General features: G+C 40.0%; 15 protein-coding genes. 6 read left to right on the top strand and 9 right to left on the bottom strand.

The features are described 5' to 3' along the window. Positions 1–163 precede the first annotated feature (163 nt). The 4 genes from ACSC97_RS07330 (at position 164) to ACSC97_RS07315 (ending at position 3,150) form a co-directional block, all read left to right on the top strand. Entirely contained in the window at positions 164–886 is a 723-nt protein-coding gene (locus ACSC97_RS07330) for a hypothetical protein (protein WP_004950727.1), read from the top strand. 79 nt (positions 887–965) lie between these two features. Then, positions 966–1,628: a hypothetical protein gene (locus tag ACSC97_RS07325; protein ID WP_436660135.1), complete on the top strand. Its 663-nt coding sequence runs from the start codon at positions 966–968 to the stop codon at positions 1,626–1,628. An 11-nt stretch (positions 1,629–1,639) separates the two neighbouring features. Further along, positions 1,640–2,446: an SDR family NAD(P)-dependent oxidoreductase gene (locus tag ACSC97_RS07320; protein WP_099949046.1), complete on the top strand. Its 807-nt coding sequence runs from the start codon at positions 1,640–1,642 to the stop codon at positions 2,444–2,446. Continuing rightward, the gene (locus ACSC97_RS07315) at positions 2,443–3,150 is read left to right on the top strand and encodes an ATP-binding protein (protein ID WP_151690593.1); all 708 of its coding nucleotides are present in this window, start codon (positions 2,443–2,445) and stop codon (positions 3,148–3,150) included. The genes ACSC97_RS07320 and ACSC97_RS07315 overlap by 4 nt, the downstream gene beginning before the upstream one ends. Positions 3,151–3,192: 42 nt before the next feature. Here ACSC97_RS07315 and ACSC97_RS07310 read toward each other — a convergent pair whose 3' ends face one another. The 8 genes from ACSC97_RS07310 to sdsA form a co-directional block, all read right to left on the bottom strand. After that, complete coding sequence (locus tag ACSC97_RS07310; protein ID WP_004950737.1) at positions 3,193–3,633, bottom strand: YbjQ family protein; 441 nt, start codon at positions 3,631–3,633, stop codon at positions 3,193–3,195. 8 nt (positions 3,634–3,641) lie between these two features. Further along, a complete protein-coding gene (locus ACSC97_RS07305) occupies positions 3,642–3,992 on the bottom strand; it encodes a YbjQ family protein (RefSeq protein WP_151690594.1) in 351 nt (116 codons plus the stop codon). Positions 3,993–4,100: 108 nt separating this feature from the next. After that, positions 4,101–5,561, bottom strand: coding sequence for a multidrug efflux RND transporter AdeIJK outer membrane channel subunit AdeK (gene adeK / locus ACSC97_RS07300; protein ID WP_004963657.1), 1,461 nt, complete (start codon positions 5,559–5,561; stop codon positions 4,101–4,103). A gap of 5 nt (positions 5,562–5,566) precedes the next feature. Then, positions 5,567–8,740, bottom strand: a complete 3,174-nt coding sequence (gene adeJ, locus ACSC97_RS07295; RefSeq protein WP_436660132.1) for a multidrug efflux RND transporter permease subunit AdeJ — start codon at positions 8,738–8,740, stop codon at positions 5,567–5,569. 12 nt (positions 8,741–8,752) lie between these two features. Continuing rightward, the gene (locus tag ACSC97_RS07290) at positions 8,753–10,003 is read right to left on the bottom strand and encodes an efflux RND transporter periplasmic adaptor subunit (RefSeq protein ID WP_436660130.1); all 1,251 of its coding nucleotides are present in this window, start codon (positions 10,001–10,003) and stop codon (positions 8,753–8,755) included. Continuing rightward, entirely contained in the window at positions 9,990–10,640 is a 651-nt protein-coding gene (locus ACSC97_RS07285; RefSeq protein WP_130575008.1) for a phosphatase PAP2 family protein, read from the bottom strand. The genes ACSC97_RS07290 and ACSC97_RS07285 overlap by 14 nt, the downstream gene beginning before the upstream one ends. A 152-nt stretch (positions 10,641–10,792) precedes the next feature. Further along, positions 10,793–12,847, bottom strand: coding sequence for a site-specific recombinase (locus tag ACSC97_RS07280; protein ID WP_436660153.1), 2,055 nt, complete (start codon positions 12,845–12,847; stop codon positions 10,793–10,795). A 14-nt stretch (positions 12,848–12,861) separates the two neighbouring features. Then, positions 12,862–13,839: an All-trans-nonaprenyl-diphosphate synthase gene (gene sdsA / locus ACSC97_RS07275; protein WP_004950751.1), complete on the bottom strand. Its 978-nt coding sequence runs from the start codon at positions 13,837–13,839 to the stop codon at positions 12,862–12,864. 448 nt (positions 13,840–14,287) lie between these two features. Between sdsA and rplU the strand changes: the two genes are divergently transcribed. Beyond that, positions 14,288–14,599 carry a 50S ribosomal protein L21 gene (gene rplU / locus ACSC97_RS07270; protein ID WP_004652230.1) on the top strand — a complete coding sequence of 104 codons (312 nt, stop codon included), beginning with the start codon at positions 14,288–14,290 and terminating at the stop codon, positions 14,597–14,599. Positions 14,600–14,617: 18 nt separating this feature from the next. Then, complete coding sequence (gene rpmA, locus ACSC97_RS07265; RefSeq protein ID WP_004640422.1) at positions 14,618–14,872, top strand: 50S ribosomal protein L27; 255 nt, start codon at positions 14,618–14,620, stop codon at positions 14,870–14,872. 66 nt (positions 14,873–14,938) lie between these two features. On the opposite strand, the gene ACSC97_RS07260 is transcribed toward rpmA, so the two are convergent. After that, positions 14,939–15,808: a pirin family protein gene (locus ACSC97_RS07260; protein WP_436660126.1), complete on the bottom strand. Its 870-nt coding sequence runs from the start codon at positions 15,806–15,808 to the stop codon at positions 14,939–14,941. Between the last annotated feature and the right edge of the window lie 38 nt (positions 15,809–15,846).

Raw genomic sequence — 15,846 nt, 5'->3', positions numbered from 1 at the left:
AGAGTAGATATGATGCAGTACGTGCTTAATTCAGAAAGCCGACGAAATGCGTTGGTTTTTTTAGACAAAAACGTTAAATTTATGTGTACTGGATCACATAAATAAAAAATGTAGATGCATAAAACAACAATATAAAAATGCGAACATAATAGGGATAACGGGTATGAGCTATTCAATTTTGTTGAAAATTGACCAAGGTACACATGGACGATTCGAAGCTATTCGTCAGCAGTTAAATCTAGGGATCAAAGAAAGTCAGTCACGTGTATTGGGTGAGGTTCTTTCAGAAATTGCATGTGATATCGTCGAGCAAGTTTTTTCTGTGTTATTGATTCAAAATCGTCAACCAACATTGCTTTCACAAAAATACACTGCTGAATCTGAGAAGGTGATTCAGCAAATTATTGCTGCTGTGCGTAAATATATGCCGTGGTCAATCGCATTATTTAGCAATGAACGTTTATGTCCTTTTGTGAATTATTTTTCGGATATGATCAAATATCACGATGAACAGGTCTATGTATCCTATCCAATTGATCGTGGGTTGGTTCAACAGGTACATTCGTTAGCCAATCGACTTCATAATAATGAAATTCATGACATGGTTGATGTTTTTCAGACCTTGATTCAAATCGTGGATTCAGGGGTGACGAATCTTGTTCGAGAGCCAAAGAAATGTTTGAATTTCAACATGATGATTGATAAAACTTTAAATGGTGTTATCAATATGACCGCACATTTGAGTTATAAGCGATTGGAAAAAATGAGTGATCAAGTCGATAGCAGTGCAGCATCAGATTGTGTGAATCACTTTTTGGCATTTATGCATGTCGATAGCGAACAGAATATGCTAAATTCAGCGAGTACAAAGCCAAAAATGATATAAAAACAGATTGATGGATAAAAAAGAGGCTTCTAAATAGCCTCTTTTTTTATTAAGAAGTCTAAGAATTAGGGTTATTAGAATGAATACCGCTGTTTATCTTAATATTCACACAGATACTTATGCTCGATTTGCTCATATTCGAGATCAACTCTTGCAGGGAAGCAAGGAAAGTCAGGCAAATGCTTTGGGGAATGTGTTGTCTGAAATGGCCTGTGAGGTGATCGAACAGGTATTTATGGTGTTGTTGCAGGAAAATCAACATTATTCACAAACAGGTGAATCTGAAAAAGTAATTCAGCAAATCTTGGAAGCAATACGTAAATACATGCCATGGTCAGTTTCTTTCTTTGGTAATGATCGCTTAGTTCCTTTGGTTGAATATCTGTCGAAAACTTTTCAGCTTGAAGATCAATGGATCTATATGACTTATCCAATTAGTCAACAGCTCGAAAACCAAATCAAAGCATCTAGTCAGAAGTTAGCACAAGGGGATCAGGCTGAAATTTCCAATGCCTTGAAATTATTAACTGATGTAATTGATGTTGGTGTAACACACTTAATTCGTGAGCCGAAAAAGTGTTTGAAATTTAATTTTGTGGTCGATAAAACTTTAAATGGTGTGATCAATATGACCACGCATTTGGGATATAAGCGTCTTGAGAAACTTGGGACTCAACTTGATCAGGATGTAGCGTCTAAATATGTTGATTATTTTCTGAATTTCATGCGACACCAAGCATAGAGGAAACCGATATGGCGAAGTTAAAAAGTCTTGCGGATAAAGTAGTTTGGATTACAGGTGCTTCATCAGGTCTAGGTAAAGCTTTAGCACGAGAGTGCGCACTTCAAGGTGCTCAAGTGGTACTGACCTCACGTCGCTATGATGAATTGGAGTCTGTTCGTGTTGGCTTACTCAAGCCTGAACAACATCTTTCGATTGCAGCAGACATTACGGATGAATCACAAGTACGTCATGCCTATGAACAAGTTCTCGCGTGTAAAGGACGTATTGATTGGTTGATCAATAATGCAGGTTTAAGTCAACGTGCATTGATTCAAGATACGACTATGCAAACTGAACGTGCGATCATGGAAGTAGATTATTTTTCACAAGTATTTTTTACCAAAACTGTGTTACCAACCCTGTTAAAGCAAAAATCTGGACGGGTTGTTTTTGTATCGAGCGTTGCGGGTCTATTAGGTACCCAATATCGAGCAAGTTATTCTGCGGCGAAAGCAGCGATTCACATGTGGGCTAATAGTTTACGTGCTGAGGTTGCGAAAGAAGGTGTGGAAGTTTCTGTTGTCTTCCCTGGTTTTGTGAAAACCAATGTTTCGTTTAATGCTTTAAATGGTGAAGGTAAACCACAAGGACATCAGGATGAAGCGATTGAAAATGGACTTGAAGCCGATGTATTTGCTGAAAGGGTGGTGAGTTCATTAATGGCAGGTGATGAATATATTGTTGTTGGCGGGAAAAAAGAACAACTCGGAGTATTGGTCTCTCGCTTATCACCAAGCTTGTTATATAAAATGATTCGTAAAACACGAGTTAAATGATAGTGCAAACACCTAAGAAAGCCGTTTTTAATTGGAGTGGCGGAAAAGATTCTGCCCTCGCACTTTATACTGTCTTACAGCAAAAACAATTCGAAGTGGTTGCTTTGTTGACCACAGTCAATGAAGAAACGGAATTGTCATCTATGCATGCGATTCCATTTTCATTATTGATGAAACAAGCTGAAAGTATAGGTATTCCACTTTACCCTGTATTTTTACCCAAGAACCTACCTGTTTATGAGCAGCGCATGTTAGATGCTGCTCAGCATTTCAAGGCGCAGGGGGTAGAACACTTTATTTTTGGTGATATTTATCTCAGTGACGTGCGCAAATATCGAGAAGACCGTTTACATCCTTTAGGAATTGAAGTGGTCGAGCCAATCTGGAATCTTGATTCAACTGAAGTGATGCAAAACTTTTTGGATTCAGGCATTAGAACTAAAATCATCGTCACAGATGCCAGTAAATTGGATCGTTCTTTTATTGGTCAAGATATAGATGCAGCATTGATAGAACGGATGCCTGAGGATGTCGATATCTGCGGAGAAAATGGCGAATACCATACTTTTGCTTATGCTGGAAAATTGTTCAAACAACCCGTTGAATTTGAGATTGTAGAAACTCGTCAAATGTCTTATGACTTTAAATTAGAGAATGGGGAAGAAAAAACCTATCACTATTGGCAAGCGATTTTTGCAGAGTAACTGAGTTGTCCTGATGCAGCATGTGCAACAGGACATAAGTCTTCAAGATGGCTGATAGATCGCTGTTCCATATGCAAACACTTCAACCATCCCACCTTGCATACCGAGTTCAGTCGTGCTGAGACGAACCCCCATGATATGGCTAGCACCGATTGCATGTGCTTCTTGTTTGAGTCGAATGATTGCTTCACGGCGTGCTCGTTCAACAATACTTTCATAACTGGTCAGACGACCACCTAGAAAATTTCTAATCGTCGCAAGCACATATTTAAAGTAGTCATGTGAAATGACGACATTGCTACTTACCAGTTGTCCATTTGATTGAGTTTCGACGAATCGATTGCTATCAATGCGAATATGAGCAAATTGTTTTTCTTTTTCATCTAATTCACGCAGATGTTTTTGTTCGATATGACGACCAAATCCCCAACCTACAGTGAACAGAATTAAGAAAAGAACGATTTGTAAAATTAAACCATCCATATATTTGCCTATGCACTAAATGGGTCTGGAAGTGTGGGTGCTTTAGGATGAACAATAACCGCAGTGCCGTAAACAAAAAGTTCTGATGCACCTTGTGCGATATTTGATGTCGAGAAACGAATACCGACGATAGCATTTGCACCCAAAGCACGTGCTTTATCGATCATACGTTGTGTCGCTTCTTGGCGAGATTCTTCAAGCAACTCTGTATAGCCAGTTAGTTCACCGCCGACAATATTTTTTAATCCTGCCATAAGATCTCGACCAACATGTTTACTGCGTACCGTACTGCCGTAAACGACATCTAGCTGACGTAAAATCTCGTGACCAGGAACTGATTCTAAACTGCTTAATAACATAGCGTTTTTCTAAGTCTTTAATATTTCAGTATTGAAGATAAGAAATATTCTGCATGCATGCAATAAAAAAGCTCACCGAAGTGAGCTTTTTTATGACAAAGTTTTTTATTATTGAGCGCTATTTTTTTCAGCGCTAGATGGTTGGCGTGCAATCGTCTCAGTTGAAGACGCTTTGAGTCCTCCACCTAAGGTTTTATAAAGCTCAACCTGATTATTTAAATCAGCTTGTTGCAATAATAATAAGCCTTGTTCTGCTGAATATGCTGAACGCTGAGCATCTAACACCGTTAAGTAGCTATCAATACCAGCACGGAAACGAGCATTAGATAGTTTATAAGTGGTGTTGGTGGCATCAACTAAGCGGCGTTGAGCACTCAAACGATCACCAATATTGGCACGAGTTGCTAAAGCATCATTCACTTCACGGAATGCAGATTGGACTGACTTTTCATAATTTGAAAGAGCAATCTTCTGATCTGTTTCAGAAATTTTGACATTCGCACGACGTGTACCCCAATCAAAGATTGGCATATCGATGCTCGGACCAATTGACCAAAGTGCGTTACCAGATTTAAACAAATCACTTAAATCCGTTGATGCATAACCTGCTGAACCCGTCAAACTAATCGTTGGGAATAGTCGTGCTTTCGCAGCACCTATATTTGCACCCGCAGCACTCAGTTGATACTCAGCCACTTTGACGTCAGGACGATTATTCAACAAGTCACTTGGTAAGCCTGCTGTCAACACATTCTTTTGTGTGATACGAGCAACTTGTTGTTTTGGTAACAGGTTCTCAGGAACTGGTTGACCGACCAATAAATTCAACAAGTTTTGAGCTTGTGCAATCTGGGTTTTGTAGTTAGCTACATCGTTACGTGCAGTTTCAACTGAAATCTGAGCTTGACGCACAGGAATTTCACTATCAATTCCGACATCGAAACGCTTTTTGTTCAAGTTAAATGACTCTTGCTGTGCTTTGAGCGTTTGCTCTGCAAGTTTGAGTTGTGCACTGGCGAATGAATAATTCAACCATGCTTGTGTCACTTGTCCAATTAAGCTGATCTGAGTCGCATCACGTGAACTTTGTGTCGCAAGATAACTATCTAAAGCAGCGTCTTTCAAGCTACGAACTCGACCCCAGAAATCTAACTCGTAAGCCGTTAAACCTAAGCCAACTTGGTAAGTCGAGTAGGGGTTGTTTGGATCACGAGATGGCGTGACTTGGCGAACCGCACTACCACTTGCCCCAATCGTTGGTAATTGGTTGTTTTCTGAAATTTGGTACTGCTGTTGCGCTTTTTGAATATTCAACGCCGCTGTACGCAAGTCACGGTTATTGGCAAGTGACATATCAATCACTTGTAATAAACGAGGGTCCGCAAAGAAGTCTTTGTAGCCTTGTTCTGCGATAGAAGTTCCAGAAGCATTACTATATGACGCAAAGCTTTCAGGAATCGCTGTGTTCACAACAGGCTCTGGCCCACGCATGCTTTGGCAGGCAGCCAAAGACAGCGCGAGTGCAGAGATTGCAATGCCACGACTGGAAATAGACCAAACAGTTTGCATCACGATCAATGCTCCTGAGTATTTAAAGTTTTAGGTTTGTACTTAATGATACTACGAATCCACACGAAGAATACAGGGATGAAGAAGATACCTAAAAGTGTTGAAGAAATTACGCCACCCAGTACACCATAACCAACAGAATGTTGACTACCTGCACCCGCACCACTTGCAAGGGCTAATGGTAAAACACCAAATCCGAATGCAAGTGTAGTCATGATAATCGGACGTAAACGCATTTTTGCAGCATGTAATGTTGCTTCAAATAACTCTTCGCCTTTTTCTTGCAGCTCTTTTGCAAACTCTACGATCAAGATCGCATTTTTTGCAGAAAGACCAATCACGGCTACGATTGCGACTTGGAAATAAATGTTAAAGGATAAGTTTGGATCACCTTTAATCACCATTCCTAACCATGTCATCGTGAAAGCACCAATAATACCTAGTGGTACAACCAACAATACCGAAATTGGAATCGCCCAGCTTTCATACAATGCTGAAAGACACAGGAAAACGATTAATAATGAAAGAATGAGTAATGGAACTGTTTGGTTACCAGAATCACGCTCTTCCAAAGATAAGCCTGTCCATTCATAGTCGAAACCTTGTAAGCCCATCGATGGTAACTTACCAATGATTTCTTCCATTGCTAACATCGCGTCACCTGAGCTGACACCTGGTGCAGGAGAACCCTGAATGTTCACAGAAGATACGCCGTTGTAACGTTCTAAACGTGGTGAACCATACGTCCATTCACCTTTAGCAAAAGCTGAGAATGGAACCATTTCACCTTTGTTATTACGTACATACCATTTGTTTAGGTCTTCAGGCATCATGCGGGTATCTGCTTCACCTTGAACATAAACTTTTTTCACACGACCACGATCAACGAAGTCATTGATATAAGAACCACCCCAAGCCATGCTCATGGTGCTGTTAATATCACTAATACTCACACCCATTGCACCAGCTTGCGCTTGGTCAACTGTGATTTTGTACTGAGGAGTATCCTCTTGACCATTCGGACGTACACCTGCAAGACGTTTGTCCTGTGATGCCATACCTAAAATAGCGTTACGAGCAGCGATCAGTTTTTCATGACCTTGACCACTTACATCTTTCAACTGAATATCAAAACCAGATGATACGCCCAATTCAGGCATTGCAGGAAGCTGTAATGGCATGATGTAAGATGCATCTTTTACGATCATGTTCAATGCCATACCACGTTGAATGATGGCACCAATTTGTGATTCAGGTGTTGTACGCTCGCTCCAGTCTTTCAATTTGATAAAAGCAAGACCAGCATTTTGACCAACCCCTGTAAATGAGAATCCAGACACAGTAAAGATCGACTCTACATGCTCTTTTTCCTTATTTAAGAAGTAATCAGTCATAGTGGTGATGACTTTATCTGTTCTTTCAAGACTTGCACTCGGTGGTAATTGAACAAGTGTCATAACTACACCTTGGTCTTCTTCAGGTAAGAAAGACGAAGGCAACATCTTGTATAAACCAACTAAAGCAGCAATAACAACGATATAAATGACTCCAGAGAACAACTTATGATGGGTCATACGGTTGACACCACCTTGATATTTCTCTGAAAGTTTTTCGAACCCACTATTAAAACCACGGAAGAAACGCGCAAAGATACTGTTGCTTTGTTCTTTGTTTGGATCGTGTTGTTTTAATAACGTTGCACAAAGGGCGGGGGTAAATGTTAACGCAACGATCAAAGATAAAATCATTGCCGTTACTAAAGTGATAGAGAATTGACGGTAAATTACACCAGTTGTCCCCCCGAAGAAGGCCATTGGTACGAATACCGCCGTTAATACACTAGTGATACCAATCAAAGCACCAGAAATTTGACCCATCGACTTTTCAGTAGCAGGTACAGGTTCAAGGTGTTCTTCTTGCATCACACGTTCGACGTTCTCGACGACTACAATCGCATCATCGACCAACAGACCAATCGCAAGTACCATCGCAAACATGGTGAGCGTGTTGATTGAGAAGCCGAAAATATTGATCACCGCAAAAGTTCCCAATACAACTACAGGGACTGCAAGTGTCGGAATGATCGTTGCACGCCAGTTCTGTAAGAACAGGAACATGACGATAAATACAAGAACAACAGCTTCAATCAGTGTGTGTACTACACTTTCAATCGAAAGCTTAATGAATGGTGTCGTATCGTAAGCAAGTTTATCTTTTAAACCACTTGGATAGTTAACACGTAATTCTGATAAACGTTTTTCAACTGCAGCAGCTGTATCTAGCGCATTTGCACCCGTCGCAAGTTTAATCGCGACACCACCTGCAGGATTACCATTGAACTTAGAGTCAAACTGATAGTTGTCAGAACCTAACTCAACGCGTGCAACATCACTTAAACGCACTTGTGCGCCATCAGCCGCATTTTTTAGGAAAATGTTTTTAAACTGCTCTGGAGTCTGCAACATACTTTGTGCATTTACCGTCGCATTTAAAACTTGTCCTTGAACTGCTGGAGCACCACCTAATTGACCTACGGCAACTTGAGCATTTTGTGAACGTATAGCTGCTGCAACATCTGAAGGTGTGAGATTAAAACTAGTAAGTTTTGCTGGATCTAACCAAATACGCATTGCATAAGAACCACCAAAGACAGTCACTTCACCTACACCTGCAACACGACTTAGTGGCTCAGAGATGTTTGAATTGACGTAATCTTTAATATCTGATGCTGACAAGCTGCCATCAGGTGAGTAGAAAGCAACGACCTGCATAAAGCTTGCACCAGACTTGGTCACTCTCACACCTTGACGTTGAACATCTTCTGGTAAAAGAGCAGTTGCTGATTGCAATTTATTTTGAACTTGAACTTGAGCGATATCAGGATCAATGCCTTGTTCGAAGTTTAAGTTGATCGATGCTTGACCATTACCCGCACTGTTTGAAGAGATATAACGTAAACCATCCAAACCATTCATTTGCTGTTCAATGATTTGAGTAACCGTATTCTCAACAGTCTGAGCTGAAGCACCTGGATATGTTGCAGAAATTGTCACCGTGGGCGGTGCAATTGTTGGGTATTGTGCAACTGGCATTTTGGTGAGGGTGAGAATACCCGCCAGCATAATAACCAGTGCAATCACCCATGCAAAAATTGGGCGATGAATAAAAAATTGAGCCATGCAATCTACCCCTTAAACTTGTGAAGTAGCTTTTTGTTCAGTTTTTGAAGAGTCAGCTTGTTTTTGTTCATTTGCTTTAGGGGCAGCATTTTGACCTTGTGATGCTTGAGGTTGGTAAGGCTTAGCCTTAACTTCTTGACCTTCTTTTACCTTTGCAACACCATCCACAATAACTTTATCACCAGCTTTTAAACCATCAGTAATAATCCAGTCTTGACCTTGAACCCCTGCTGTCGTCACTGGTCGAGTCTCTACAGCACCTTTCGCATTTACGACCATAGCAATTGCTTGCCCTGTAGGTAAGCGAGTTACAGCTGCTTGTGGAATCAGATATGCATTAGGTAGAACTGCTTGAGAAATTTTTGCAGTTGCGTACATACCAGGTAATAACAAGTGATTTGGATTTGGGAAAACGGCACGTAAAGTCACTGATCCTGTTTCAGGGTTAACACTTGCACCAGAGAATGCGAGTTGTCCTTCGATAGGATAATCTGAACCATCTTCAAGTGTGAGTTTGACGCGAGTATTATTACTACTATCTAAACTACCTTTACTCAACTGCTGACGTAAACGGAGCATTTCAGCACTTGATTGATTGATATCTACATAGATTGGATCAAGTTGTTGGATTGTCACCAACGGATCTGCTTGGTTTGCAGTAACTAAAGCACCTGAAGTTACCGAAGAACGACTAGATTGCCCTGAGATAGGTGCGCGAACAGTTGAATAACCTAAAGTAATTTCAGCATTTTTCAATGCTGCCTGAGCTGCAGCTACATCTGCTTCAGCCAATTTTACTTGAGCATTAATATCATCATATTCTTGTTTAGAAACGGCGTTAGTACCAACCAATTGGCGATAACGATTTTCTTTCACACGCAATGCATTTAAATTAGCTTGCTGACGCAATAAAGCTGCACGAGCATTGTCAGCAGTTGCACGGTTGGTATTAGCATTTATTTGATAAAGCGCTTGACCTGCTTCGACATAACTGCCTTCAGCAAATAAACGCTTTAAAATAACGCCACCCGTTTGTGGACGAACTTCTGATATTTGATACGCAGAAGTGCGCCCAGAAAGTTCAACATTTTGTTCAACACTTTGTGGTTGAGCAACGATAACACCAACTTCTGGAGGCGGCATTTTTTGAGCAGCAGCAGCTTGCTGTTCATCTTTAGGGTCTTTGCTACAACCAACAAGCGCAATGCTTGTTGCTAATGCGCAAGCAGTGAGGGCAGGTGCCCAAAGCTTAGCCGACATCATTGTTCCACCTCAATTTAGATTTTTTATCTAAAAACAAATTGTTGCTGAAATTGCTTTGATACAGCCAAAACCAAAGCAACGAAGTCAAAATCAACCCAATACCCCAACCAGCCAATACATCAGTTGGGTAATGAACCCCTGCATAAACTCTAGATATCCCCATGATTATTAACCATAAAACAGATACTAAAACGATACTGGAACGATATTTGTGCTGTTGTGATAGCAACAGAACTAAACTCGATAGGGTTGCAGCATACAGGCTATGGGCACTTGGGAAGGATGCTCCATAACTTTGAACTAAATGATAAAACGCCAATGGTCTTGGTCGATCAATGCCCCATTTCAGAAGCCAACCAATCACAATGCTACCGATCACGCTCAGGGCGACAAATATGGCCTTTTTATAGTTTTTCTTTCGAATTTGATGGATACAAAAAAACGACGTTAAAACCAGTAAAAAGGGCATGCCTCCTAGGCGAGAAAACAGAACGGCTACGTGGTTAAGCGCAAACGAACGGTGTTCAAATAGCATTTGAACACCTCTAAGGTCTAAATTTGATATGCTTGGAGAAAACAGCCCAATCACACCGATTATCAAAAAAATGCAACCAATACAAAGCAGTAGGTACGGCATGCGAACCTCATTATTTGCTTAACCATTGTTCAGGGTTATATAATGTTTGAAAGTGTACTTGCGAGTACACTTTTGGTCAAGTCTTGAAATTTTATGATAATTTCATTTTCAGATTTTTTTAAGGTTCAGTAAAAAAACATAACAAAAATTGATTAATGTCTCACTTTTTGTTCACTTGATGCATCATCATCTACTTCGATTGGTTGTTTAGGTGGCCAAAAGAAATCACTTGGTCGTGTTAAGAAGTGGGTGAGTACCAATTTTGCTAATGGTTTCCATTGTGCGAAACGTACTCGACGAGCGCGCAAAGCAACAATAATAGTCAAAGTAAAGCTAACAAATAAGTTGGTTAAACCAATGAGCATGACTCCAAGGAACGATACAAGGATTAAACCAATATCAGGTGATCCGCTAATAGTCATTAAGCCTTGTATAAAATTTGCAGATGCAAAGGCAATGTGACGAATATCTAGTGGTAAGCCTAGAATAAAACCAATCGTCTCCATACTTCCAAGCATGATACCGAACAAGAAGTTACCAGCTAAAGCACCTAAGTTGGTTTCGATATAATTAGCAAACTTATCCAGTCTTTCTTGTCCCATTAAACGTTTCAAACGGAGATGCTGTTTTAAACGAGGACCTACCTTTCTATATACGGCTAGGTTATCGAAATAGCCTGCAAGTAAACCTGATAAAAATAAGCACACACCAGCAATTGCTGCATGTGGAACGGCCAAAGAAGTGAATGGATTTAAGGAGTGCAGTGTTTTACTTGCTTTTACAGGTGAAAGCAAAGGTTCATGTAAGTTGTATTGCCATAAGAAAGTAATAAGTGCAGCTACTGGAATCGCAATCGAGATATTGCCGAGGATAGCCACAAATTGAGTACGAATAATATTAATAATTAAAGCTGCGAGTTCTGCAATTTGTGCGGTTTTACTGCCTTTTTGATGTTGTACTGTTGCTGCGAGAGCAGCAGCTGTCATTGCTGGTTGTTTAGTTGCAACTGTGAAATGCAGCACATGAATCAGCATAAAACCCAACGCATAGTTCATGCTATATAGGAATGCATGTCCAAATGGAGCCAAGACCAAACGCGCTGTTAGTATTTTTAAGGTTGCCATGGTCGCAATAATTGCACCTGCACCCGCAGCAGCCTTATACATTCCCCAAAAGCCAGCTTTGTCAGTACTTACATAATGTTCGCCTGTCTTACTTGCATTCTCAGTAACCTGTAACGCAATTAACTCACTGGTAGAACTGAGTAAGTGACGCACACTTTTTTCATCATAATCCGCTTGAGTTAGATCTGTGATTAACTCACCCAATGATCGGTATCGAATTTCATTTTTGCTGACCAATAAACTAAGCAATAATTCAATTCGATCAAGTGCTTGTTCCAAAAGCGAGAGTAAATAAGTCAAACTGATGCTTACACCAATACGCTTGGTTGCTCTGCGGATTTTGAGTACAACTTCGCGACATTGATCCAGCATAACAAATGCTTGTGATGCATCAGGAGGCGGGAGAACTACAATGCTATCTTGATCTTCGATCTGCTTTTTATACTTCTCAATAAATTCGACAATTTCTCGGTTTTGAACCAGAAAAGGAGATTCGTATTCAATAATGTCAGGTAAGGCATTAATAAACTCAGGATATAAGCCAATGCCACTGATTCGATATGAAAGAACAGTAATCGCTTTTATTAATTCATTTTTAGAATAGAGTTTTTCTTTACTATTGCTATGACTTTCACTGATTAGGCTAAATAAACGAATCCAATCTTGCGTATCAATTAAAGCTAACCAATCGCTATCAGTTTCTTGGTGAAAAACTTTACCAACCAATGTTCTGAGTTGCTGACCATCTTCAATTAATGGAAGAAAATGAGCGCCTAATCTTTGGCTTAACTGGTTCCAAAAGCCATCCAAAGAGAGAATGCCACTGTCGGCATACAAACTAATTTGTTTATATTGGCTAATCAGACGTAATAAAAAGTTTTGAAGCAAAATGGAGGATGCAGGAGTGAGTAATAAAATCCTAACCAATGCATCAATACGTGATTTTACTTCATTTGCATCGTTAGGATCAGCTGGTCGTAGACGATTGACCAGTTCAATAATTAGGTTTTCGTCAAGAGCAGCTTGAGGTAGTTCAAGCTGTTCCTGCATTTTTAAAAATAAATCAGATAAATTTAAATGCATAGGCAATTAGAACATCATTGGAGTCGGTGTAAGGCCATTAAGGTCAAATTGATCAGTGCTTGTCGATATTCATTATCAGGTAAGGCTTTTAAAGCCTCTAATGCGCCATCCGTTTCTTGTTGGGCACGCTTTTGGCAATATTCGATTGCGCCCGAGTTATGCACGATTTGAATAACTTTATCTAGATGCTCGATACCACCAGTGGCGATACTACGACGGATAATCTCATGTTCTTCACCTGTCGAATGAGCTAATGCTGAAATTAACGGTAAAGTAGGTTTACCTTCCATCAAATCATCACCAATATTTTTACCTAATGTTTCAGCATCAGATGTGTAATCCAAAATATCATCAATAATTTGAAAGGCATTTCCAAAATGACCAGCGAAGCGACGAAGAGGTTCACGGTACTCTTCTGTACCTGCCAAAATAGCGGCGCCTTCAGTAGCAAGTTCAAACAAACGAGATGTTTTACCATGAATAATGCGTAAATATGTTTCTTCGGTTGTTTCGGGTTGATGCTGAGATTGAAGTTGTAAAACTTCACCTTCAGCAATTTCACATGTGCCCGTAGAGAAATCTTTTAATAGCGTAATGTTATTTAAATCAACCAATAGATCAAATGAACGTGCTATTAAGAAATCCCCCACCAAAACAGCAGTTTGATTGTTCCACGTTGCATTTGCGGTTGGGCGACCACGGCGGAGGTTTGATTCATCGACTACATCATCATGCACTAAAGTTGCGGTATGAAGCATTTCAATGATGGCAGCTAAATGTTGTGCTTGCTGCATATTTGCCAATCCACAAGCTTTTGCAGCCAGTAAGCACATGATTGGACGCATACGCTTCCCACCAGCTTCTACGACGTGTTTGCTTACAGACATGACTAAGCCAACTTTAGAGCTAATTCCTTCATTGATCAGGTAATCCATCGCAGCAAAATCTGTCGCAACAGGGGAAAGAACGTCTTGCTTAAAATCGATAACCATATGAAGAAAAACCTCGTATAGGTGGGTAGTGCGCTAAGTGTATCAATTAATCTGTTGCTAAACAGTTATACAGGCTGTGTAATCCGTCATTTAAAACATTATGATGAGTTTTTTGGTCTTAATTTAGACAGAAAAAAGAGCTTGCCCACCAAACATCATTACTTTACTTATGACTTTGTAAAAACACAGTTTGTTATTGTCGCAATTTGTTTTTAAAAATGTATTGCAAATCACAGAAAGAATCAATCAAAACTGTAGAACTTCAATCTAATTGATTTTATTAGAAAATCTAAAAATTGATTGAATCTATTTGCATTTGTATAAAATGACTTGTTGTTTGATCAAATTTCACTTAAAATTTGTCCCCTTATATAACCCCAGTGGCGTTCGTCTTAAGATCGATATGTCCCTTTATCGGCACGACGACACGGGCAAGTTGGAGTACATTATGTACGCAGTAATCCAAAGCGGTGGTAAACAGCACCGTGTTGTTGAGGGTGAAACCCTTAAAGTAGAATTATTGAAAGCTGAAACTGGCGCGACTATTACGTTTGATGACGTATTAATGGTTGTTAACGGTGACAACATTCAAATCGGTGCTCCAGTTGTAGCTGGCGCAAAAGTAACTGCAGAAGTAGTTGGCCATGGTCGTCACGACAAAATCCGCATCATCAAAATGCGTCGTCGTAAACACTACCGTAAGCAACAAGGTCACCGTCAATGGTTTACCGAGTTGAAAATTACTGGTATCGCAGGCTAACACGAGGAGTAAATAGACATGGCAACTAAAAAAGCCGGTGGATCGACGAAGAACGGTCGTGATTCGAATCCTAAGATGTTAGGTGTTAAAGTTTACGGTGGTCAAACTGTAACTGCTGGTAACATCATCGTTCGTCAACGTGGTACAGAGTTCCACGCTGGTGCAAATGTTGGTATGGGCCGTGACCATACTTTATTTGCTACTGCTGACGGCGTAGTAAAATTTGAAGTGAAAGGTCAATTTGGCCGTCGCTATGTAACTGTTGAAGCGTAAGTTTTAATAGTTCAGAAAAACCCGCTTTTAGCGGGTTTTTTTATCGGTATACATTTTATAAGGTGTTTAATTAGAATAGTGTCCGAATTTTCCTGTCTTAATATCATCATAAGCCTGTAAAATTTCATCATAACTATTCATGACGAAAGGACCTTGTCCATTAATTGGTTCGTTTAAGGGTTGTGCTGATAAAAATAATAAATCACAGTTTTCTAGAGCGTTGATTTGAACGCCAGTTCCTAAGCTCGACATGACAGCCATCGCTTGTTCTTCGAGAGATTCTTCATCAGAAGAAAACTGTACTTTACCTTTACGCAAATAGATCAAGGTTGTCGTACCCTCGGCAGCAGGTAATGTAATTTGTTGGTCTTTCACAAGATGTATGTCAAAGACATTCATCGCAGTAAATGTTTTTGCGATTCCAGTTGTTTGATTTAACTCACCAGCAACTACGCGAATATAGCTAGTTTGATCATCGAGAATAATTTTAGGGATATCTTCATTTAATAAACTTTGATAGCGAGGGGCAGACATTTTGTCTTTGGCAGGTAAATTTACCCAGAGTTGTACCATTTCAAAGGGACCACCACTTTCACGAAACTCGGAACTAAACTGTTCTATGTGCTGTATTCCAGAGGCAGCAGTCATCCATTGAACATCACCTCGTTTGATCAAGCCACCGCCACCTGTGGAGTCTTTATGTTGTAATTCACCTGCAAATACAAAGGTCACGGTTTCAAAACCGCGATGTGGATGTTCATTTACGCCTTTCTTTTTGCTTTTAGCTTCGAGTTTTCCTGGTCCTAAATGATCAAGCAGTAGAAAGGGCGATGTTGTATTACCAAGTTCATGGTAAGAGAATACTGAAAGCGCAGGGTAAAAGTCGCCAATAGCGAATCGAGTGTCATTTCGATGGATGAATGCAAGACTTTTCATAGTTTATGCTTATTTTATAAATTCTAGTAAGACTATCA

This window comes from Acinetobacter sp. P1(2025) (genome assembly GCF_051390655.1).
In the GTDB taxonomy this organism is placed as follows: Bacteria; Pseudomonadota; Gammaproteobacteria; order Pseudomonadales; family Moraxellaceae; genus Acinetobacter; species Acinetobacter junii.
Note: the sequence above shows the minus strand (reverse complement) of the source record. Positions and strands in the feature narration are given on the sequence as shown.